The 21,248-nt window shown below is 67.8% G+C and carries 16 protein-coding genes; 7 read left to right on the top strand and 9 right to left on the bottom strand.

The window, feature by feature from the left end:
* Positions 1–96: 96 nt before the first annotated feature.
* A complete protein-coding gene (locus HMPREF2924_RS07455; protein ID WP_003129572.1) occupies positions 97–1,122 on the bottom strand; it encodes an amino acid ABC transporter substrate-binding protein in 1,026 nt (341 codons plus the stop codon).
* A 296-nt stretch (positions 1,123–1,418) separates the two neighbouring features.
* On the opposite strand from HMPREF2924_RS07455, the gene HMPREF2924_RS07450 reads away from it, so the two are divergent.
* Entirely contained in the window at positions 1,419–2,066 is a 648-nt protein-coding gene (locus HMPREF2924_RS07450; protein ID WP_003129570.1) for an alpha/beta hydrolase, read from the top strand.
* Positions 2,067–2,081: 15 nt separating this feature from the next.
* Here HMPREF2924_RS07450 and HMPREF2924_RS07445 read toward each other — a convergent pair whose 3' ends face one another.
* Positions 2,082–3,980 (bottom strand): acyl-CoA synthetase, encoded by a 1,899-nt coding sequence (locus tag HMPREF2924_RS07445; RefSeq protein WP_003129568.1) that lies wholly within the window; start codon positions 3,978–3,980, stop codon positions 2,082–2,084.
* Between the two features lie 283 nt (positions 3,981–4,263).
* On the opposite strand from HMPREF2924_RS07445, the gene rhlB reads away from it, so the two are divergent.
* From rhlB to dauR, 4 genes are all read left to right on the top strand, one after another.
* A complete protein-coding gene (rhlB, locus tag HMPREF2924_RS07440) occupies positions 4,264–5,787 on the top strand; it encodes an ATP-dependent RNA helicase RhlB (protein ID WP_031690612.1) in 1,524 nt (507 codons plus the stop codon).
* A 160-nt stretch (positions 5,788–5,947) separates the two neighbouring features.
* Positions 5,948–6,895, top strand: a complete 948-nt coding sequence (dauB, locus tag HMPREF2924_RS07435; protein ID WP_003119268.1) for an NAD(P)H-dependent anabolic L-arginine dehydrogenase DauB — start codon at positions 5,948–5,950, stop codon at positions 6,893–6,895.
* 22 nt (positions 6,896–6,917) lie between these two features.
* Positions 6,918–8,045 carry an FAD-dependent catabolic D-arginine dehydrogenase DauA gene (gene dauA, locus HMPREF2924_RS07430; protein ID WP_003122058.1) on the top strand — a complete coding sequence of 376 codons (1,128 nt, stop codon included), beginning with the start codon at positions 6,918–6,920 and terminating at the stop codon, positions 8,043–8,045.
* Between the two features lie 62 nt (positions 8,046–8,107).
* Positions 8,108–8,740: a transcriptional regulator DauR gene (dauR, locus tag HMPREF2924_RS07425; RefSeq protein ID WP_003113779.1), complete on the top strand. Its 633-nt coding sequence runs from the start codon at positions 8,108–8,110 to the stop codon at positions 8,738–8,740.
* A 23-nt stretch (positions 8,741–8,763) separates the two neighbouring features.
* On the opposite strand, the gene HMPREF2924_RS07420 is transcribed toward dauR, so the two are convergent.
* Positions 8,764–9,555, bottom strand: a complete 792-nt coding sequence (locus HMPREF2924_RS07420; RefSeq protein ID WP_003118292.1) for an ABC transporter substrate-binding protein — start codon at positions 9,553–9,555, stop codon at positions 8,764–8,766.
* A gap of 444 nt (positions 9,556–9,999) precedes the next feature.
* Here HMPREF2924_RS07420 and HMPREF2924_RS07415 point away from each other — a divergent pair, with 444 nt between their 5' ends.
* The gene (locus HMPREF2924_RS07415; protein ID WP_003129557.1) at positions 10,000–12,003 is read left to right on the top strand and encodes a TonB-dependent receptor plug domain-containing protein; all 2,004 of its coding nucleotides are present in this window, start codon (positions 10,000–10,002) and stop codon (positions 12,001–12,003) included.
* Positions 11,976–12,524 (top strand): molybdopterin-dependent oxidoreductase, encoded by a 549-nt coding sequence (locus HMPREF2924_RS07410; protein ID WP_009313429.1) that lies wholly within the window; start codon positions 11,976–11,978, stop codon positions 12,522–12,524. The genes HMPREF2924_RS07415 and HMPREF2924_RS07410 overlap by 28 nt, the downstream gene beginning before the upstream one ends.
* 6 nt (positions 12,525–12,530) lie before the next feature.
* Here HMPREF2924_RS07410 and moaA read toward each other — a convergent pair whose 3' ends face one another.
* The 6 genes from moaA to HMPREF2924_RS07380 are packed head-to-tail and all read right to left on the bottom strand — an operon-like array spanning position 12,531 to position 21,220.
* Entirely contained in the window at positions 12,531–13,520 is a 990-nt protein-coding gene (gene moaA, locus HMPREF2924_RS07405; RefSeq protein ID WP_003092949.1) for a GTP 3',8-cyclase MoaA, read from the bottom strand.
* Between the two features lie 56 nt (positions 13,521–13,576).
* The gene (locus HMPREF2924_RS07400) at positions 13,577–14,395 is read right to left on the bottom strand and encodes a peptidylprolyl isomerase (protein ID WP_003092951.1); all 819 of its coding nucleotides are present in this window, start codon (positions 14,393–14,395) and stop codon (positions 13,577–13,579) included.
* A 54-nt stretch (positions 14,396–14,449) separates the two neighbouring features.
* Positions 14,450–15,133: a respiratory nitrate reductase subunit gamma gene (gene narI / locus HMPREF2924_RS07395; RefSeq protein WP_003092953.1), complete on the bottom strand. Its 684-nt coding sequence runs from the start codon at positions 15,131–15,133 to the stop codon at positions 14,450–14,452.
* A gap of 2 nt (positions 15,134–15,135) precedes the next feature.
* Positions 15,136–15,876, bottom strand: coding sequence for a nitrate reductase molybdenum cofactor assembly chaperone (gene narJ / locus HMPREF2924_RS07390; protein WP_003092956.1), 741 nt, complete (start codon positions 15,874–15,876; stop codon positions 15,136–15,138).
* A gap of 5 nt (positions 15,877–15,881) precedes the next feature.
* Positions 15,882–17,423 (bottom strand): nitrate reductase subunit beta, encoded by a 1,542-nt coding sequence (gene narH, locus HMPREF2924_RS07385; RefSeq protein WP_003092958.1) that lies wholly within the window; start codon positions 17,421–17,423, stop codon positions 15,882–15,884.
* A gap of 11 nt (positions 17,424–17,434) precedes the next feature.
* Positions 17,435–21,220: a nitrate reductase subunit alpha gene (locus HMPREF2924_RS07380; protein WP_015502409.1), complete on the bottom strand. Its 3,786-nt coding sequence runs from the start codon at positions 21,218–21,220 to the stop codon at positions 17,435–17,437.
* Positions 21,221–21,248: the final 28 nt, after the last annotated feature.

The raw sequence follows: 21,248 nt of genomic DNA, 5'->3' as shown, positions 1-21,248 counted from the left end.
CGGCATGACGCGTCGCTCTATAGTGCACCGGCACCGGTGCGTCTGTCTGTTATCGGATTGTCGGTGCTGGCGAGAGTTCAGCCAGCCCCCCGCCGGTCAGCGGATCGGCGGCGCATAGTGCAGGCCGCCGAGATTCCATTGCGCGTTGAGGCCGCGCGGCATCTTCAGCGGGCTGCCGTCGCCGACGTTGCGGGCGAAGATCTCGCCATAGTTGCCGACCTGGCGCACCATCTGCACCACCCAGTCGCGCGGCAGTTGCAAGTCCTTGCCAGCGTCGCCCTCGCTGCCGAGCAGGCGGGCGACGTCCGGGTTGCGGCTGTCCCTGGCCTGGCGCTCGACGTTGCTCGAGGTGACCCCCAGCTCTTCCGCGTTGAGCAGGCCGTACAGGGTCCAGCGGACGATGTTGAACCAGGCTTCGTCGCCCTGCCGCACGGCCGGGCCGAGCGGCTCCTTGGAGATCACTTCCGGCAGCACCACGTACTGCTCCGGCTTGGCCAGCTTCAGGCGCTGGGCGTAGAGCTGCGACTGGTCGGAGCTGAGCACGTCGCACTGCCCCGCCTCCAGGGCACGGGCGCTCTTCTCGTAGCTGTCGTCGAGCACCGCCTTGTAGCGGATGCCGTGGGCCCGGAAGTAGTCCGCCACGTTCAGCTCGTTGGTGGTGCCGGACTGGATGCACACCGTCGTGTCCTTCAGTTCGCGGGCGCTGGACACGCCGAGCTTGCGATTGACCAGGAAGCCCTGGCCGTCGAAATAGGTGACGCCGGTGAAGTGGATGCCCAGCGCGGTATCCCGCGAGCTGGTCCATGAGGTGTTGCGCGACAGCAGGTCGACCGTGCCGGACTGCAACGCCGAAAACCGCTCGGTGGCGGACAGCGGGGTGAAGCGCACCTTCTCGGCGTCGCCGAACAGCGCGGCGGCCAGCGCCCGGCAGATGTCGACGTCGAGCCCCTTGAAACGGCCCTTGGCGTCGGCGTAGGAGAACCCCGGCAGGCCGTCGCTGACGCCGCACTGCACGTAGCCCTTGCGCTTCACCGCATCCAGCGTCGCACCGGCCTCGGCCGTGGCGCTGGCGCCGAGGCAGACGGCGGCCAGCAGCAGCCAGGTACCTTTCATTATTGTCATCTGTTCGCCACTCCCTTCGCCGCCCCTGGGTGAACCGCCGGCCCCGCGCCGGTCGCTTCCCGGGCCGGTCGCCGCACTGTAACCGCAAGCGCCGCGGCACCGGCAGGGGCAGCCGGCGGTGCGACGGCGGCGGGCGACGAACGGCGTGCCCGGCGCACTTCCCTTAGCAAAGCGCATCCGCGGGAAATTGGCGAATGCATGATCTGCGACAATCTGGCCGACTTGCGAGCGGGAAAGCGCCTGTTGTCGAATGGTCCTCCCATTCCGAACGCATATGCCCCCTGCCTGGAGCCGTTATGAGCGAACCCCTGATCCTCGATGCCCCGAATGCCGACGCCTGCATCATCTGGCTGCACGGCCTGGGCGCCGACCGTACCGACTTCAAGCCGGTGGCCGAAGCCCTGCAGGTGGTCCTGCCGAGCACCCGCTTCATCCTCCCCCAGGCGCCGAGCCAGGCGGTGACGGTCAATGGCGGCTGGGTCATGCCGAGCTGGTACGACATCCTTGCCTTCAGTCCGGCGCGGGCCATCGACGAAGACCAGTTGAACGCCTCCGCCGACCAGGTCATCGCCCTCATCGATGAACAGCGCGCCAAGGGCATCGCCGCCGAGCGGATCATCCTCGCCGGTTTCTCCCAGGGCGGCGCGGTGGTCCTGCATACCGCCTTCCGCCGCTACGCCCAGCCGCTCGGCGGGGTGCTGGCGCTATCCACCTACGCGCCGACCTTCGACGACCTGGCGCTGGACGAGCGCCACAAGCGGATTCCGGTCCTGCACCTGCATGGCAGCCAGGACGACGTGGTCGACCCGGCGCTCGGCCGCGCGGCCCATGACGCCTTGCAGGCGCAGGGTGTGGAGGTGGGCTGGCACGACTACCCGATGGGCCACGAGGTGTCCCTGGAGGAAATCCACGACATCGGCGCCTGGCTGCGCAAGCGCCTCTGACGCCCGGAGCTTCTCTCAGACAGCGTGCAGCCGGTAGTTCAGCGCGTAGCCGCCGAGCAGCTCTTCCAGCGCCGCCCGGCGTCTTTCGTCGAGCGCGGGAACGTGCAGGTGGGCGAGCTGGCCGTGGCGCTCGTCGGCGACCACCTCCACGCGGATATCCTCGGCGATCCTCCGGCTTTCCTCCTCCAGCACCCGGCGGATCGCGTCCAGGCGCAGCGCCGGCTTGAAGGTCTTGCCCACCGCGGTGACCGGCATGCTCTCGATCAGCCAGACATCCTTGGGCACCGCCGCGCGCTCCGGTACGTGGCGGCTGGCGTGTTCCAGCAGCTCTTCCTCGCTGGCGCTGGCGCCGGGCTTGAGCTGGATATACGCCACCGGCAGCTCGCCGGCCTTGGCGTCCGGCTTGCCCACCGCCGCCGCCAGGGCCACGGCCGGATGCCGGTGCAGCGCTTCTTCGATCATCTGTGGGTCGATGTTGTGGCCACCGCGAATGATCAGGTCCTTGCTGCGCCCGGTGAGCCAGATGTAGCCGTCCTCGTCGATACGACCGAGGTCGCCGGTATTGAACCAGCCATCGCCGATCCAGATATCGCGGTTCCGGTCCTGTTGCAGGTAGCCCTTGAACACCGTCGGGCCCTTCAGGCAGAGGTTGCCCACCTCGTTCGGCGCGGCATCGCGCAGGTAATTGCCCTCGCCGTCGAGCACCGCGACCTTCACCTGGCAGTACGGCAGGCGCAGGCCGATCGAACCGGGCCGGCGCTCGCCGCCACGCGGGTTGCAACTGGTGCCGCAGGTACCTTCGGTGAGGCCGTAGCCTTCGATCACCTTGAGCCCGGTACGCGCCTCGAACTGGCGGATCAGCTCCACCGGCATCGGCGCCGCGCCGCACAGGGCGAAACGCAGGCTGGACAGGTCGCGGCCATCGCTGGGGACCTGCAGCAACGCCGCGTAGATGGTCGGCACGCCACTGAAGCTGGTGACCCGGTAGCGCTCCACCAGCTTCCAGAAGTCCTGGATCAGGGTCGGATTGCGGTAGCCCTGGGGCCCGGCCAGGAGCACCTGGGCGCCGCGATGGAAGGGCGCCAGGCCGGTAACCATCACGCCGTTGACGTGGAACAGCGGCAGGCCACAGAGCAGCACGTCGTCCACCCCGTAGTCGGCGTTCAGGCCCATGATCTCGGCCATCGCCACCTCGTTGAAGTGGCTGTGCGGCGCCAGCTTCGGCGTGCCGGTGGTGCCGCCGGTGTGGAAATAGGAAGCGACGTCGTCCGGATGGATCGCCCGTCCGCTCTCCAGGCGGTCTGCCGGGCAGTCGGCGATCAGCGTATCGAAGTCCAGCACGCCCTCCGGCAGCGGCCCGCGCTGGGCCTTGAGCGCCTCGCGCTGCGGCGCCGGCAACAGGTTGGCCGGATCGACCACGACGATCGCGTACAGCTCCGGCAACTGGGCGCGCAGGCCGGCGACCTTCTGCCACAGGTCGGTGCCGGGGAACGGCGCCAGGGTCACCAGCACCCGGGTGTTGGAGGCGCGGATCAGCTCGGCGATGTGCTCCGGCTCCAGCAGCGGGTTGATCGCATTGACGATCCCGGCGGCCTCGCCGCCCCAGATCACGTAGTGGGTCTGCGGCAGGTTGGGCAGCAGGAAGGACACCGCCTGGTGGCTTTCCAGGCCCAGCCGGTGCAAGGCGTTGGCGGTCTGGGTGACGCGGGCGAACAGCTCGGCATAGCTGATCCGCAACGGTTCTTCGGCGGCGCTGCCATGCAGCAGGCAGCTCAGGGCGATACGCTGGCCGTGGCGCTGGGCCGAGCGTTGCAACAGTTCGTAGGTGCTGGACGGCAGGTCGCGCTGTTCCAGCGGCACGCGTTCCAGGGCTTCGATATCGCTCAGCCCGGCGATCGATGGGGACGGATTCATGGTTTTCTTGTTCTTCCGTTGGTGAGTGGGCGGACACTCGCCGGATCGCTCCGGCACCGTCCCGAAGATGCCACCCCCGTCGCCGCCCTACCGTTGTCTTTTTGTAGCGCGCCGCCGGTCGCGCGCACGAGCCCTCCCGGAGGCTGCCCCGGGAGCTTCGCGCAGCCCCCTCCAGGCCCCGTCCGGCCAGGCCTGGAAGGCGCCGGCCAAGCATGGATTTCTCCCCGCTGGCAACATGCTTTACACTGGCGCCCGTTCATTCCTTAACCACTACGAGATCGCCGTGCTCAAAGCACTCAAGAAAATCTTCGGCAAGGCCGACGGAACCCAGCCGCAGAGCGGTTCCTCCCCGGTCCCGCAAGGCCCTGCCGGCGCTACCGCGAAAGGTTCCGCCCCCACCGGCGAAAAGCCGACCGAGAAACGCCCACGCAAACCGCGCGCCCCGCGCGCCGACAACGAGTCCGGCGCCCCGCGCGCCGTTGAAAAGACCGAGAAAGGCGAAAAGCCCGCCAAACCCGCCGCCAAAGAAGGCCGGGACGCCAAGCCGCGCAGCGACAAGCCGCGCCGCGAACGCAAGCCGAAGCCGGTGGACAACTGGAAGCTGGAAGACTTCGTGGTCGAACCGCAGGAAGGCAAGACCCGCTTCCACGACTTCAACCTCGCCCCGAGCCTGATGCACGCCATCCATGACCTCGGCTTCCCCTACTGCACGCCGATCCAGGCGCAGGTACTGGGCTTCACCCTGCGCGGCCAGGACGCCATCGGCCGCGCCCAGACCGGTACCGGCAAGACCGCCGCGTTCCTCATCTCGATCATCACCCAGTTGCTGCAGACCCCGCCGCCGAAAGAGCGCTACATGGGCGAGCCGCGCGCGCTGATCATCGCCCCGACCCGCGAACTGGTGGTACAGATCGCCAAGGACGCCGCGGCGCTGACCAAGTACACCGGGCTGAACGTGATGACCTTCGTCGGCGGCATGGACTTCGACAAGCAACTCAAGCAGCTGGAAGCGCGCTTCTGCGACATCCTGGTAGCCACCCCCGGCCGTCTGCTGGACTTCAACCAGCGCGGCGAGGTGCACCTGGACATGGTCGAGGTGATGGTCCTCGACGAAGCCGACCGCATGCTCGACATGGGCTTCATCCCGCAGGTCCGGCAGATCATCCGGCAGACCCCGCACAAGGGCGAACGCCAGACCCTGCTGTTCTCGGCGACCTTCACCGACGACGTGATGAACCTCGCCAAGCAGTGGACCGTCGATCCGGCGATCGTCGAGATCGAGCCGGAGAACGTCGCCAGCGATACCGTCGAGCAGCATGTCTACGCCGTGGCCGGCAGCGACAAGTACAAGCTGCTGTACAACCTGGTGGCACAGAACAACTGGGAACGGGTGATGGTCTTCGCCAACCGCAAGGACGAAGTCCGCCGCATCGAGGAACGCCTGACCAAGGACGGCATCAGCGCCGCCCAGATGTCCGGCGACGTACCGCAGCACAAGCGCATCCGCACCCTGGAAGGCTTCCGCGAAGGCAAGATCCGCGTCCTGGTGGCAACCGACGTGGCCGGCCGCGGCATCCACATCGACGGCATCAGCCATGTGATCAACTTCACCCTGCCGGAGGACCCGGACGACTACGTGCACCGTATCGGTCGTACCGGCCGCGCCGGCGCCTCGGGCACCTCGATCAGCTTCGCCGGCGAGGACGATGCCTTCGCCCTGCCGCCGATCGAAGAACTGCTGGGCCGCAAGATCACCTGCGAGATGCCGCCGGCCGAACTGCTCAAGCCGGTACCGCGCAAGCACTGAACGCAGGCGTGGAGAAAAAAGGCGAAGCCATCCGGCTTCGCCTTTTTCGTTTCTGCGACACGCAGGTGCCGCCGTCGGTCATCGAGGCGGGTCGGCGCTTGCCCGGCAATACCTTAAAGTCCAGAATGGACAAATTGTTTACATCCATTCCGGAGATCGCATGAGCGCCGCCACTCCCCTGATCGTCCAGCAGGCCGAAGCCGAGCAACTGCTCGCCCGTATCGACGTCCTCCAGGCCATGCGCCAGCTGTTCCTCGACCTGGCCGCCGGCCAGGCGCTCCAGCCGGCCCAGCAACTGGTGGAGTTCCCCGCCGGTCGCGGCGACTTCATCAACTACCTCGGCGTGCTCGCCCAGGAACAGGTCTACGGAGTCAAGACTTCACCCTACATCGTTCGCGAACAGGGCCCGTTGGTCACCGCCTGGACCCTGCTGATGTCGATGCAGACCGGCCAGCCCTTGCTGCTCTGCGATGCCGCCCGGCTGACCACCGCGCGCACCGCCGCCACCACCGCCGTGGCGGTGGATGCCCTGGCTCCGGCCGAGGCCGGCCGCCTGGCGCTGATCGGCAGCGGACCGGTAGCCCATGCCCACCTGCAATACGTGAAGGGCCTGCGTGACTGGCAGGGCGTGCGAGTCCATTCGCCGTGCCTGGACGAGCGCCGCCTGCAAAGCCTGCGCGCCATCGACCCGCGCGCCGAAGCCGCCGGCAGCCTGGAGGAAGCGCTGGACGAAGCCGATGTGATCCTGCTCTGCACCTCCTCGGCCCGAGCAGTGATCGACCCGCGCCAACTCAAGCGCCCGGCGCTGGTCACCTCGATCAGCACCAACGCGCCCCGCGCCCATGAGGTACCGGCGGAAAGCCTGGCGGCCATGGACGTCTATTGCGACTACCGGCACACCACCCCAGGCTCCGCCGGCGAGATGCTGATCGCCGCCGAACAGCATGGCTGGAGCCCCGAGGCGATCCGCGGCGACCTCGCCGAACTGCTCAGCGGCCAGGCGCCACGTCCGGAATACCGGCGCCCGGCGTTCTTCCGCTCGATCGGCCTGGGCCTGGAAGACGTAGCCCTGGCCAACGCCCTCTACCGCCTGCGCCAGGCAGGCTGATCGCGCGATGCAGGAGAGCAGCATGATCGAAGCGGATTACCTCGTCATCGGTGCCGGCATCGCCGGCGCATCCACCGGCTACTGGCTGTCGGCCCACGGCCGGGTCGTGGTGCTGGAGCGCGAGGCGCAGCCCGGCTACCACTCCACCGGCCGCTCCGCCGCGCACTACACGGTGGCCTACGGCACACCCCAGGTGCGCGCGCTCACCGCCGCCAGCCGGGCCTTCTTCGACAACCCGCCGGCCGGCTTCTGCGAGCATCCGCTGCTCAGCCCGCGTCCGGAAATGGTGGTCGACTTCAGCGACGATCCGGAAGAACTCCGCCGTCAATACGAAAGCGGCAAGGCGCTGGTGCCGCAGATGCGCCTGCTGGACGCGGAACAGGCCTGCTCGATCGTGCCGGTGCTGCGTCGCGACAAGGTCTTCGGCGCCACCTACGACCCCACCGGCGCCGACATCGATACCGACGCCCTGCACCAGGGCTACCTGCGCGGCATCCGCCGCAACCAGGGGCAGGTCCTGTGCAACCACGAAGCGCTGGAGATCCGCCGGGTCGACGGCGCCTGGGAAGTCCGCTGCGACGCCGGCAGCTACCGCGCGGCGGTGCTGGTCAACGCCGCAGGCGCCTGGTGCGACGCCATCGCCGGGCTGGCCGGCGTCCGCCCGCTGGGCCTGCAGCCCAAGCGCCGCTCGGCCTTCATCTTCGCCCCGCCGCCGGGCATCGACTGCCACGACTGGCCGATGCTGGTCAGCCTCGACGAATCCTTCTACCTGAAGCCGGACGCCGGCATGTTGCTCGGCTCGCCGGCCAACGCCGATCCGGTCGAGGCCCACGACGTGCAGCCCGAGCAACTGGACATCGCCACCGGCATGTACCTGATCGAAGAAGCCACCACCCTCACCATTCGCCGTCCGGAACACACCTGGGCAGGGCTGCGCTCGTTCGTCGCCGACGGCGACCTGGTGGCCGGCTACGCCGCCGATGCGGAAGGCTTCTTCTGGGTCGCCGCCCAGGGCGGCTACGGTATCCAGACCTCGGCGGCGATGGGCGAGGCCAGCGCCGCGCTGATCCGCCACCAGCCGCTGCCGGCGCACCTGCGCGAGCACGGCCTGGACGAGGCGATGCTGTCGCCGCGCCGCCTGTCCCCCTGATGACCCGGCGGCGGGTTTGCGGCACACTCGCCTCGCCCGCCGTCCCACGAGAGTTCCTGCGCATGAGCCCGAGCCAAGACCCCAGCCTGGAGAACTACCGGGCGATCGCCGACGGCATCGCCACCCTGTTCTTCCCCCACGCCGAAGTGGTCCTGCACGACCTGCGCAGCCAGCGGGTCGACTACATCGCCAACAACCTGTCCAAGCGCGAGGTCGGCGACGACTCGGCGCTGGAAGACATGCTCGAAGGCGATAGCGACGAGCGCAACATCGGTCCCTACGAGAAGCTCAACTGGGACGGGCAGAAGATCCGCTCGGTCAGCACCGTGCTGCGCGACTCCGCCGGCCAGCCGCTGGCGGTGCTGTGCATCAACCTGAACATCAGCCTGTTCGAGAGCGCCAAGGCGGCACTCGACCTGTTCCTCTCGCCGAGCAAGCTGATCCCGCAACCGGACGCGCTGTTCCGCGACGACTGGCAGGAGCGCATCAACACCTTCCTGCACGGCTGGCTGCGGCAGCGCCAGCTCGGCTTGAACCTGCTGACCCGCGAGCACAAGCGCGAACTGGTCCTGGCCCTGCACGCCGAGGGCGCGTTCAAGGGCAAGAGCGCGGCCAACTATGTGGCCAACGTGCTGAACATGGGCCGGGCGACGGTCTACAAGCACCTCAAGGAGCTGAAGGAAGGCGGCGACTGACGGCAGCCGCCGCCGGCGAGCGGTCAGTCGCCGTAGATGTCACTCTTGAAGTACTTGCCCTCGATGCGCTTGTAGGTCCCGTCGGCACGAATCGCGTCGATCGCCGCGTTGAGCTTGCCGACCAGCTCGGCGTCCCCCTTGCGCACCGCGATCCCGGCGCCCTCGCCGAAGTATTTCGGGTCCTTGAACTCCGGCCCGACGAAAGCGTAGCCCTTGCCGCGCGGGGTATCGAGGAAGCCGGTCTGCAGCGGGATGGAGTCGGCGAAGGTGGCGTCGAGGCGGCCGGCCACCAGGTCCAGGTAGATCTCGTCCTGGCTGGTGTAGCGCACCACTTCGGCACCGGCCTTGGCCAGCACCGCGCTGGCGAAGCGGTCGGCGGTAGCGCCGCGCTGCACGCCGATGCGCTTGCCGGCCAACTGGCTGAAGCTGTCGTCGAGCTGGGCGCCTTCCTTCATCACCAGGCGGCCCGGCGTGAAGTAGTACTTGTGGGTGAAGTCCACCGAGCGCCGGCGCTCCTCGGTGATGGTGATGGAGGACAGCGCGGCGTCTATCTTGCGAACTTTCAGCGAGGGAATCAGGCCGTCGTACTCCTGCTCGATCCACTGGCACTTCACCTGCATCTGCGCGCACAGCGCGTTGCCGATGTCGTAGTCGAAGCCGGCCAGTTCGCCTTCGGCGGTCTTGAAGGAAAACGGCGGGTAGGCGGCCTCGATGCCGATCCGCAGGTTGCCATCGGCGGCGACGGCGGATCCGCTGGCGAGCACGCCGAGCAGCAGGCCTCCCAGCAGGTTCTTGGTGTTCAGCGACTTGATCATGGACGACTCCAGGGGTGACGAAGGTGCGCCCGCGGCCCGGGCAGGAAACAGACGGTGATCCGCCTTTATACTTTTCGTCCAATCTGGACCAAAAAGTATACATCGTCAATCGCCGTCCCTCCTCCGCTACCCCTCCTTACCTCCTTCGAGGAATAGGCCCGCCGGCCCGCGGGACTTAGTCTTGAGCCATACACAGCCACCCGCGAGGTGTTCCGCTACGCAGACATCACCCCCTTGCTCCATTTCAGCTATCACGGTTAAGGCTCTATTTACGCCTGGATCCCCGCGTCACGCTCATGCCGCGGGGATTTTTTCGTCCCGCCGCCGCCCTTCTGAATTCGCTATATAGATAAATAATTCCGAATTGCTCTTAATGGGTATTTACCCTGATGAATATTTCATAGATCGTTATGTAAAAAAATACATAACGAGATCGCCGCTACCATGCAAAACCTTCTTTCCAACCGGCTGGTCCCCAGCCTGGCACTGTCCCTGCTGGGCGCTGCCACTGCCCAGGCGGAGACGCCGATCGCGCTTCCCGACATGGAAGTCAGCACCTGGGGCAATTCCCTCAGCCCGCCGGACAGCGTCGCCCGCGAAGACTTCCAGCGCTTCGACCGCCGCGACGTCGGCGAGGCGCTGAACACCCTCCCCGGCGTCTACCTGCAAGGCGGCGGCAACCGCAACGAACGCCAGGTCAGCGTACGCGGCTTCGACTCGCGCCAGGTGCCGCTGTTCATCGACGGCGTGCCGGTCTACGTGCCCTACGACGGCAACATCGACCTCGGCCGCTTCCTCACCTCGGACCTGGCCGGCATCGAAGTGTCCAAGGGCTACGCCTCGCTGTTGCAGGGGCCGAACATGCTCGGCGGGGCGATCAACCTGGCGACCCGTCGCCCGACCCGCCCCTTCGAGGCCGGCTTCGGCCTCAGCCAGGGCTGGGCGCGCGACGCAGGGCGGGTCGGCCGGGCGGCGGATTTCTCCCTCGGCGGCAAGGGCCGCCAGGGCTTCTTCCAGGCCAGCGGCGCCTGGCTCGACCGCGACGCCCGCGCCCTCCCCGGCGGCCTGCGCGACAGCGACGACCTGGGTAGCCACGGCGAACGCGCCAACTCGGCCAGCCGCGACGCCCGCGGCACCCTGAAGCTGGGCCTGACGCCCAATGCCAGCGACGAATACGTGCTGACCTACTTCAAGCAGGACGGCGACAAGCAGTCGCCACCCTACGCCGGCAGCGATCCGTCGTTCCAGAGCCGCTACTGGCGCTGGCCGGACTGGAACAAGGAAGGCCTGTACTTCAACTCCAGCACCCAGCTCGGCGAACGCACGCGCCTGCGTACGCGCCTCTACCGCGACACCTTCCAGAACACCCTGGAGCAGTACAACAGTCGCGCCGACCTGGAGGCCCGCAAGGGCAGTCGCAGCCAGTACGACGACTGGTCCGACGGCGCCGGGGTGGAACTCAGCCAGGGCCTGCGCGAGGACGACAGCCTGGCCTTCGCCCTGCACTGGAAGCAGGACGTCCACCGCGAACGCCAGGACCGCGGGCCCTGGGGGCGCTTCGAAGACCGCACCTGGTCGCTCTCCAGCGAATACCAGTGGGCCCTCGACGCGGCCACGCGGATGATCTTCGGGGTCAGCTACGACTGGCGGGAAAGCCTGGAGGCACGGGAGTACAAGACCGACCGCCAGGGCCGGACCAGCGAGAAGGAATACCCGGACAACGACGCCGAGGCGTTCAACTGGCAATGGAGCCTGGTGCATCCGCTCGACGAAGCCAGCGAAGTCCAGCTGAACCTGGCCGACCGTAGCCGCTTCGCCACCCTCAAGGACCGCTACACCACCTTCCGCCCCGCCGTCGGCCAGACCGTGCTGGTCAACCCCGACCTCGACCCGGAGCGCGCGCGCCTGGTCGAACTGCGCTACCGCCGCGCCTTCGGCCAGGACACCACGCTGGACCTCGCGCTGTTCCACAACCGGGTGCGCGATGCCATCCAGGCCACCGACCTCGGGCCGAACCTGGCGCAGAACCGCAATGTCGGCGAGATCGTCTACCAGGGCCTCGACCTGGGCCTGCGCGGCAGGCCTGCGCAGCGCCTGGAGCTGGGCGCCAACTACAGCTGGATCGACAGCGACTGGCGCAGCAGCGAGGCCGGCGTGGTCACCGGCCTGCCGCGCCACAAACTGTTCGCCTGGGCCGACTGGCAAGCCCTGGAGCCGCTGCACCTGGTGCTCAGCGGCGAAGCCCGTTCCCGGACCTACAGCGATACCGGCGGCAGCCGGCGCGCCGCCGGCTTCGCGCTGCTCAACCTGCATGGCGAATACCAGGCCAGCCGCGAACTGGCCCTGAGCCTGGCGCTGAACAACCTGGCGGATCGCCGATACGCCTACAACGAAGGATTCATCGAAGAAGGACGCACCCTATGGCTCGGCATGAAATACCGCTATTGAAACGCCTCGCACTGGCCGCCCTGTGCACGGCCCTGCCCGCCCTCGGCGTCGCCGCGGACGCCTCGCTGCACGTGTACGGCGCGGTGCAGCGCGAGCTGCGCCTCGACCTCACCGCGCTACGCCAGCTACCGGCGCAAGACAGCGGCAAGCTGGCGATGGTCTGCCAGTCTGGCGCCCAGGTCGGCGCCGAGCGCGAGTACCGGGGGGTGCGCCTGAGCGACGTGCTGGACCAGGCCGGGCTGGACATGCCCGGCCACCAGGACGCGCGGCGCAGCTATGTGGTCGCGCGCAGTTCCAGGGACGGTTATGCCGTGGTGTTTTCCTGGGGCGAGCTGTACAACAGCGAGGCCGGCGACGAGATCCTGGTGGCCTACCAGAAGAACGGCCTCGCCCTGGATCCTGGCGAAGGCCCGCTGGCGCTGGTCTCGACAGGCGATCTGCGCAGCGGCCCGCGCCACGTCAAGTGGCTCGACGGCCTCGAGGTGGTGCGCCTGCCACGAGGCCCGCTGGCTACGCCCTGAGTCGCCTCAGCCGCCGCTCATGTTCATGAAGCGCAGCACCTGCACCTCGCCGGCGGCGCTGAATTCATGGCGCGCCGGCTTGCGCTGGAGCGCCTCGCCGATCGCTTCCAGCAACGGCCCGTCGTGCAGCGGGTGGCGGCGCAGCAGCGCGCGCAGGTCGAGCGAATGCTCGTGGCCGAGGCACAGCAGCAGGCGGCCCTCGACGGTCAGGCGCAGGCGGTTGCAGGTGGCGCAGAAGTTGTGCGAGTGCGGCGAGATGAAGCCGATGCGTGTCTGCGGATGCTCGACCAGGCGCACGTAGCGCGCCGGCCCGCCGCTCTGCTCGGCGCTGTCGAGCAAGGCGTGGCGCTGGGCGATCAGCGCGCGTACTTCGTCGCTGGAGCAGAAGCTCTCGCCACGTTCGCGGCCGACCTGGCCAAGCGGCATCTCCTCGATGAAGCTGATATCCAGGCCGCGGGCGATGGCGAAGTCCACCAGCGCCGGCACCTCATCGGCGTTGCGCCCCTTCATCACCACCGCGTTCAGCTTGATCCGGCGGAAACCGGCGGCCTGGGCGGCGTCGATGCCGGCCAGCACCTTGTCCAGCTCGCCGTTGCGGGTGATCGCCCGGAAGCGCAGCGGATCGAGGGTGTCGAGGCTGATGTTGAGACGCGACAGGCCGGCGTCGTACAACGGCCGGGCGTAGCGCACCAGTTGCGAGCCATTGCTGGTCATGCACAGTTCGCGCAGCCCCGGCAGTGCCGCCAGGCGCTCGCACAGGCCGACGATGCCGGGCCGCACCAGCGGCTCGCCGCCGGTCAGGCGCAGCTTGCGCACGCCGCCGGCGACGAACAGCCGGGCGACCCGCTCGATCTCCTCCAGGGTCAGCACCTGCTGGCGCGGCAGGAAGCGCATGTCCTCGGCCATGCAGTAGACACAGCGGAAGTCGCAACGGTCGGTGACCGACAGGCGCAGGTAGTCGATCTGTCGGCCTTGGCCATCGATCCAGTCGGTCATGTCCTGGGTACTCCGATTGATGTGCGGGAGGAAGAGGGAAACAACGGCGCCGAAACCTATTGCACCAGCGCCCCATCCGCGCCCTCGAAGGCGAAGCCCTCGATGCAGGCGTCTCCCGCCAGCACGCCGATGTACTGCCCCACGGCCCGCTGCAACACTTGCGCTTGCAGGTGCGCGGCGATTTGCGCGCGGGCCGCGTCGAAGTCGAGCGGCTCGCCGCCCTCGCGCGCCAGCAGTTCCACCACATGCAGGCCATAGCGGCTTTCCAGCGGATGCTCCAGCAGCCCGGGCGCGCGGCGCAGCAGGCGCTTCTCGAATTCGGGGACGGTCTGCCCCGGCTCGATCCAGCCGAGGTCGCCGCCCGCCTCCTTCGACGGACAGGCGGAGAAACGCCGGGCCAGGTCGACGAAGCGCTCGGGATGCCCGCGCAACTCGTCGAGCAGCTCCGCGGCCTGCTTGCGCGCCGTCTCGCGGCCTTCCAGGTCGTCCGGCGCGCAGGCCAGCAGCACATGGCGCAATTGCAGGCGCCAGGGGCCGAGCAGGCGTCCCGGATTGGCCGCGTACCAGGTCCGGCAGGCGTCTTCGTCGGCTTCCGGGACCTGCACCTCTTCCTCCAGCAATTGGCGGATGCGCGCTTCCTCCGGCGTCTCGCCGTCTTCGCAGCGGGCCTCGATGCCCAGCGCGTCGGCCCGTTGCAGGAGCAACTGGCGGACGATCAGCGCACGGCAGGCGGCCTCCAGCGCCAGCGCGTAGCTGTCCGCCGGGTGGTATTGCAGTTCGCGGGCCAGCAGGTCTTCGCCGATGGCCACGCCGTTGACCTTCAGTTGCGGCAGTTCGACCTTCTCGACGCGTTCTTCGTAGTGGGAGCAACTCATGATCGATCACCTCGGTTCGGCGGGCCGGCGCCGGATGCGCCGGCCGCCCAGGGTTCAGGCAGGACGTTTCTGGCGCACGATCTGGTAGCGCCGGCCCAGGTACCACACCGGCGCGCTGACGATGTGCACCAGGCGGGTGAAGGGGAACAGCACGAACAGGGTCAGGCCCAGGCCGACGTGCAGCTTGTAGACCAGGCCCACCGGCGCGATGGCTTCGGCCGCCGCCAGCGGACGCAGGGTGACGATGGCCTGGGCCCAGTCGGCGAGCATCACCATCACCGAGCCGTCCATGTGATGGGTCGAGGCGACGATGGTGGAGAGGCCGAGGATCAGCTGGGCGTAGAGCACCAGCAGGATCATCAGGTCGGAGGCGTTGCCGGTGGCGCGCACCCGCGCGTCGGTCAGGCGGCGCAGGATCAGTCCGCTCAGGCCGATGAAGCAGAGCACGCCGAAGAAGCCGCCGGAGACCATCGCCAGCAGTTGCTTGTTCTCGGTGCTGATCAGGTGGTGGTAGACCGAGGCCGGGGTCAGCAGGCCGACGAAGTGGCCGGCGAGGATGAACAGCACGCCGACGTGGAACAGGTTGCTGTATACCCGCATGCCCTTCTTGCTGAGCATCTGGCTGGAACCGGCCTTCCAGGTGTACTGCGAGAGGTCGAAGCGCGCCCAGCTGCCGACCAGGCAGATCAGCAGCGCGACATAGGGATAGATCCCGAAGAACAGAAGATTGGTCGACATGCTCAGACTCCTTCGCGGGCCGCTCGATACTGCATCTGCGGTACCGGCTGGGCGACCCATTGCAATGGTTGTTCGGTGGACGCCGTCGGACGGCGGCCGCTGCTCGACGGGCAACCGCCGGCAGGGTCGGTGAAGCTCACCGGGGTTTCCTCCCAGGCCCGGTCGATGGCCTCCAGGCTGTCGTCGCGCTGTTCCTGGGCCTGGTCGCGACGCAACGCGCCGAGGTCCGGGCGCTCGCCGCCGAGTTCCAGCAACGCCTCGAAAATCGCCGCGTAGGCGCTGCCACGTTCCTCCAGGCGCAGCGCCAGCAGGCCGAGGATGTGCGCCACTTCGGCGAGCCCTTCGCTGGCCGCCGCGAACGGCAGCAGCGACAGGTATTCGAGGTACAGCGGCAGGTAGTCCGGCAGCTCCGGTACGTCGATCTGCAGGCCAGCCCCGGTATAGCGGTCGAGCAGGTCGACCATCGCCTGGCCACGGTCGCGGCTCTCGCCGTGGACGTGCTCGAAGAGCAGCAGCGAGACCGAGCGGCCGCGCTCGAAGAGACCGTCGTAGCGCGCCTGGACGTCCAGCAGGTCGCCCTGGCAGAGCTCGTTGAGCAGCGCCGCGAGGCCGTCGCGCAGCGCTTCCGGCAGTTCGCAGGTGCGGATCAGCGCATGCAGGCCGAGGCTCTCCTCGCGCAGCTCGGCGCGCGGGTAGTCCAGTAGCAGGGCGAGCAGGCGGAACAGTTGGCTGTGATCGTTCATGGCGCTCACTCCTGGATCTGCACGACCTGGATCACGTCGCGGCGGTTGGTCGGCTTGCCGCCGAACAGGTTGACGGCGGAGTTGCTGCCGCCGGAACAGCCGTTGCCGAAGCTGAAGCCGCAGCCGGAACGCTCGGCGAAGGCATCGGAAAGCGCTTCCTCGCGGTGCGCGCTGGGGATCACGAAGCGATCCTCGTAGTTGGCGATGGCCAGGTAGCGGTACATCTCCTCCACCTGCTCCACGCTCAACCCGACCTTGGCCAGTACCTCCAGGTCCTGGCGACCTTCGACGTGCTCGGCGCGCTTGTAGGCGCGCATCGCCAGCAGGCGCTTGAGCGCCAGCAGCACCGGCGCGGTGTCGCCGGCGGTGAGCAGGTTGGCCAGGTACTGCACGGGGATGCGCAGCGACTCCACGTCCGGGATCACCCCGTCGCTGCCGATGTGCCCCTCGGCGGCGGCGTTCTGGATCGGCGACAGCGGCGGCACGTACCAGACCATCGGCAGCGTGCGGTATTCCGGGTGCAGCGGCAGGGCCAGCTTCCAGTCCATCGCCAGCTTGTACACCGGCGACTTCTGCGCCGCCTCGATGACGCTGTCGGCCACCCCGTCCTTGCGCGCCTGGGCGATCACCGCCGGGTCGAACGGATCGAGGAAGATCTCCAGTTGCTTCTCGTACAGCTCGCGCTCGTTCTCGCAACTGGCCACTTCGTGGATGCGGTCGGCGTCGTAGAGCAGCACGCCGAGGTAGCGGATGCGCCCGACGCAGGTCTCCGAGCAGACGGTGGGCTGGCCGGCCTCGATGCGCGGGTAGCAGAAGATGCACTTCTCGGACTTGCCGCTCTTCCAGTTGAAGTAGATCTTCTTGTACGGACAACCGGAGATGCACATCCGCCAGCCGCGGCACTTGTCCTGGTCGATCAGGACGATGCCGTCCTCCTCGCGTTTGTAGATCGCCCCGCTCGGGCAGGACGCCACGCACGCCGGGTTCAGGCAGTGCTCGCAGAGGCGCGGCAGGTACATCATGAAGGTGTTCTCGTACTCACCGTAGATGTCCGCCTGGACCTGGTCGAAGTTCTTGTCCTTGCGCCGCTTGGCGAACTCGGTGCCGAGGATCTCCTCCCAGTTCGGGCCCCACTCGATCTTCTCCATGCGCTGCCCGGAGACCAGCGAGCGCGGGCGCGCCACCGGCTGGTGCTCGGCCTTGGGCGCGGTATGCAGGTGCTGGTAGTCGAAGTCGAACGGTTCGTAGTAGTCGTCGATCTCGGGCAGGTCCGGGTTGGCGAAGATGTTCGCCAGCACGCGGAACTTGCCGCCGATGCGCGGGCGGATCGAACCGTCCGCCGCGCGCACCCAGCCGCCCTTCCACTTCTCCTGGTTTTCCCATTCCTTCGGGTAGCCGATCCCGGGCTTGGTCTCGACGTTGTTGAACCAGGCGTACTCCATGCCTTCGCGGCTGGTCCAGACGTTCTTGCAGGTGATCGAGCAGGTGTGGCAACCGATGCATTTATCGAGGTTCAGCACCATGCCGACTTGCGAACGAATTTTCATGGCGTCTCTCCTCAAATGTCCTGGGGCAGCGGTTGCGGCAGGGCGTCGCCGCCGAGTCCGCCGTGGCGGGGTTCGTCCAGCCAGTCGACCTTGCTCATCTTGCGCACCACGACGAACTCGTCGCGGTTGCAGCCGACCGTGCCGTAGTAGTTGAAGCCCCAGGCCTGCTGGGCGTAGCCGCCGATCATGTGGGTCGGCTTGAGCACCACGCGGGTCACCGAGTTGTGGTGGCCGCCACGGGTGCCGGTGGTCTCGCTGCCGGGTACGTTCACGATGCGTTCCTGGGCGTGGTACATCATCACCATGCCGTCCTTGACCCGTTGGCTGACCACCGCGCGGCAGGTCGCCGCGCCGTTGGCGTTGAACACCTCGACCCAGTCGTTATCGACGATCCCGGCCTTGGCCGCGTCGTGCTCGCTGAGCCAGATGATCGGACCGCCGCGCGACAGGGTGAGCATCAGCAGGTTGTCGCTGTAGGTGGAGTGGATGCCCCATTTCTGGTGCGGGGTGATCCAGTTCAGGGTGATCTCCGGGTTGCCGTTGGGCTTCCTGTTCAACAGCTTCTCGGTGGTCCGGGTGTTGACCGGCGGCCGGTAGCTGACGAAGCCTTCGCCGAACGCCTGCATCCACGGGTGGTCCTGGTAGAACTGCTGGCGACCGGTGATGGTGCGCCACGGGATCAGCTCGTGGACGTTGGTGTAGCCGGCGTTGTAGCTGACGTGCTCGTCCTCGAGGCCGGACCAGGTCGGGCTGGAGATGATCTTGCGCGGCTGCACCTGGATGTCGCGGAAGCGGATCTTCTCGTCTTCCTTGGGCAGCGCCAGGTGGGCGTGCTCGCGGCCGGTGATCTTCGACAGCGCTTCCCAGGCCTTGACCGCGACCTGGCCGTTGGTTTCCGGAGCCAGGGCGAGGACCACCTCGGCGGCGTCGATGGCGCTGTCGATGCGCGGCCGGCCCTGGCTGACGCCGCTCTCGACGACGCGATGGTTGAGGTCGCCGACCAGCTTCACTTCCTTCTCGGTGTTCCAGCCGATGCCCTTGCCGCCGTTGCCCAGCTTGTCCAGCAGCGGACCGAGCGAGGTGAACTTGCGGTAGACGTTCGGGTAGTCGCGCTCGATCAGGTGCAGCGTCGGCAGGTTGCGTCCCGGCATCGGCTCGCACTCGCCCTTCTTCCAGTCATGGCCGTCGCCGCCGAACGGCTGCGCCAGCTCGGTGGGGGTGTCGTGCAGCAGCGGCACCGTGACCAGGTCCTGCTCCACGCCGAGGTGGCCTTCGGCGACGGCGGAGAACTTCTTGGCGATGGCCTTGTAGATCTCCCAGTCGCTCTTGGCTTCCCAGGCCGGATCGGTGGCCGCCGACAGCGGATGGATGAAGGGGTGCATGTCGGAGGTGTTGAGGTCGTCCTTCTCGTACCAGGTAGCGGTCGGCAGGACGATGTCCGAGTACATGCAGGTGGAGGACATGCGGAAGTCCAGGGTGGTGACCAGGTCGAGCTTGCCCTCGGCACCGTCGTCGACCCAGTCGACCTCGGTGGGACGCGGACCGCCGGCCTTGCCGAGGTCATCGTTCATCACCCCGTTCTTCGCCCCGAGCAGGTACTTGAGCATGTACTCGTGGCCCTTGCCGGAGGAGCCCAGCAGGTTGGAGCGCCAGATGAACATGTTGCGCGGGAAGTTCTGCGGATCGTCCGGCGATTCGCTGGCGAAGCGCAGGCCGCCGCTCTTCAGTTCGCGCACCACGTAGTCGGCGACCGGCAGGCCGGCGGCCTCGGCCTCGGCGGCGATGCGCAGCGGATTGCGGTTCAGTTGCGGCGCCGACGGCAGCCAGCCGAGGCGTTCGGCCTGGATGTTGTAGTCCAGGGCGTGTTCGGCGAAGCGGCTGGCGTCGGCCAGCGGCGACAGCACCTCGTGCATCGACAGCTTCTCGTGGCGCCATTGCGAGCTGTGCAGGTAGAAGAAGCTGGTGCCGTTCATCTGCCGCGGCGGCCGGCTCCAGTCCAGGCCGAAGGCCAGCGGCGCCCAGCCGGTCTGCGGGCGCAGCTTCTCCTGGCCGACATAGTGCGCCCAGCCGCCGCCGCTTTGGCCGATGCAGCCGCACATCATCAGCATGTTGATGACCGCGCGGTAGTTCATGTCCATGTGGTACCAGTGGTTCATCGCCGCGCCGATGATCACCATCGCCTTGCCGCGGGTCTTGTCGGCGCTGTCGGCGAACTCGCGGGCGACCTGCGTCGCGCGCGCCGCCGGAACGCCGGTGATGCGCTCCTGCCAGGCCGGGGTATAGGGCGTGTCGGCGTCCTCGTAGGAGGTCGCCACGTTGTCGCCGCCCAGGCCGCGGTCGATGCTGTAGTTGGCCATCTGCAGGTCGTAGACGGTGGCCACCCGCAGGCGCTTGCCGTCCGCCGCGACGATCTCGCGGAACGGCACCCGGCGCAGCAGTACCTCGTCGTTGGCGACGCCCTTGAAGTGCGGGTGCTCCTGCCCGGCGAAATACGGGAAGGCCACCTCGCAGGCATGTTCCGGGCCATCGAGCAGCGACAGTTGCAGGCGCGTCTGGTCACCGCTCCTGCCGTCCAGCTCGGCGATGTTCCACTTGCCTGACTCGCCCCAGCGATAGCCGATGGCGCCGGTGGGCGAGACCAGCCCGCCGCTGCGCTCGTCGTAGGCGATGGTCTTCCACTCGGGGTTGTTGTCCTGGCCGAGGTTGTCCGCCAGGTCGGCGGCGCGCAGGTAGCGGGTCGGCTTGAACGCGCCGCCGGCGTGTTCTTCCAGCAACACCAGCATCGGCATGTCGGTGTACTGGCGGCAGTAGTCGACGAAGTAGGCGCTCGGCCGGTCGAGGTGGAATTCCTTCAGGATCACGTGACCGAAGGCCATGCCCAGCGCGGCGTCGGTGCCCTGCTTGGGGTTGAGCCAGAGGTCGGTGAGCTTGGCCACCTCGGAATAGTCCGGGGTGATGGAGACGGTCTTGGTGCCCTTGTAGCGCACCTCGGTGAAGAAGTGCGCGTCCGGGGTCCGCGTCTGCGGCACGTTGGAGCCCCAGGCGATGATGTAGCTGGAGTTGTACCAGTCGGCCGACTCCGGCACGTCGGTCTGCTCGCCCCAGATCTGCGGGCTGGCCGGCGGCAGGTCGCAGTACCAGTCGTAGAAGCTCAGGCAGACCCCGCCGATCAGCGACAGGTAGCGGGCGCCGGCGGCGTAGCTGACCATCGACATGGCCGGGATCGGCGAGAAGCCGATCACCCGGTCCGGACCGTAGGTCTTGGCGGTGTAGACGTTGGCCGCGGCGATGATCTCGGTGACCTCGTCCCAGCTGGAACGGACGAAGCCGCCCAGGCCGCGCTGGCTCTTGTAGCTCTTCGCCTTGGCGGCGTCCTCGACGATGCTGGCCCAGGCGTTCACCGGGTCGCCGTGCTGCGCCCGCGCCTCGCGCCAGAGCTTGAGCAACGGCTTGCGCACCTTCGGGTACTTCAGGCGGTTGGCGCTGTAGATGTACCAGGAATAGCTGGCCCCGCGCGGGCAGCCGCGCGGCTCGTGGTTGGGCAGGTCCGGACGGGTGCGTGGGTAGTCGGTCTGCTGGGTTTCCCAGGTGATCAGGCCGTTCTTCACGTAGATCTTCCAGGAGCAGGAGCCGGTGCAGTTCACCCCGTGGGTGGAGCGCACGATCTTGTCGTGCTGCCAGCGCTGCCGGTAGGCACCTTCCCAGGCGCGGCTCTCGTTGCTGGTCTCGCCGTGGCCATCGGCGAATTCGCCCTGCTTCTTCTTGAAGAACTGCAGGCGGTCGAGCAGGTGACTCATCTTGATCTCCTCACCCGGTCTGTGCCGG

Source organism: Pseudomonas sp. HMSC063H08 (assembly GCF_001813645.1).
In the GTDB taxonomy this organism is placed as follows: Bacteria; Pseudomonadota; Gammaproteobacteria; order Pseudomonadales; family Pseudomonadaceae; genus Pseudomonas; species Pseudomonas aeruginosa.
Note: the sequence above shows the minus strand (reverse complement) of the source record. Positions and strands in the feature narration are given on the sequence as shown.

Coding starts and splice junctions, on each gene's coding strand:
- HMPREF2924_RS07455 (WP_003129572.1), bottom strand. CDS start 1,122: ATGACAATAATGAAAGGTACCTGGCTGCTGCTGGCCGCCGTCTGCCTC.
- HMPREF2924_RS07450 (WP_003129570.1), top strand. CDS start 1,419: ATGAGCGAACCCCTGATCCTCGATGCCCCGAATGCCGACGCCTGCATC.
- HMPREF2924_RS07445 (WP_003129568.1), bottom strand. CDS start 3,980: ATGAATCCGTCCCCATCGATCGCCGGGCTGAGCGATATCGAAGCCCTG.
- dauB (WP_003119268.1), top strand. CDS start 5,948: ATGAGCGCCGCCACTCCCCTGATCGTCCAGCAGGCCGAAGCCGAGCAA.
- dauA (WP_003122058.1), top strand. CDS start 6,918: ATGATCGAAGCGGATTACCTCGTCATCGGTGCCGGCATCGCCGGCGCA.
- dauR (WP_003113779.1), top strand. CDS start 8,108: ATGAGCCCGAGCCAAGACCCCAGCCTGGAGAACTACCGGGCGATCGCC.
- HMPREF2924_RS07420 (WP_003118292.1), bottom strand. CDS start 9,555: ATGATCAAGTCGCTGAACACCAAGAACCTGCTGGGAGGCCTGCTGCTC.
- HMPREF2924_RS07415 (WP_003129557.1), top strand. CDS start 10,000: ATGCAAAACCTTCTTTCCAACCGGCTGGTCCCCAGCCTGGCACTGTCC.
- HMPREF2924_RS07410 (WP_009313429.1), top strand. CDS start 11,976: ATGGCTCGGCATGAAATACCGCTATTGAAACGCCTCGCACTGGCCGCC.
- moaA (WP_003092949.1), bottom strand. CDS start 13,520: ATGACCGACTGGATCGATGGCCAAGGCCGACAGATCGACTACCTGCGC.
- HMPREF2924_RS07400 (WP_003092951.1), bottom strand. CDS start 14,395: ATGAGTTGCTCCCACTACGAAGAACGCGTCGAGAAGGTCGAACTGCCG.
- narI (WP_003092953.1), bottom strand. CDS start 15,133: ATGTCGACCAATCTTCTGTTCTTCGGGATCTATCCCTATGTCGCGCTG.
- narJ (WP_003092956.1), bottom strand. CDS start 15,876: ATGAACGATCACAGCCAACTGTTCCGCCTGCTCGCCCTGCTACTGGAC.
- narH (WP_003092958.1), bottom strand. CDS start 17,423: ATGAAAATTCGTTCGCAAGTCGGCATGGTGCTGAACCTCGATAAATGC.
- HMPREF2924_RS07380 (WP_015502409.1), bottom strand. CDS start 21,220: ATGAGTCACCTGCTCGACCGCCTGCAGTTCTTCAAGAAGAAGCAGGGC.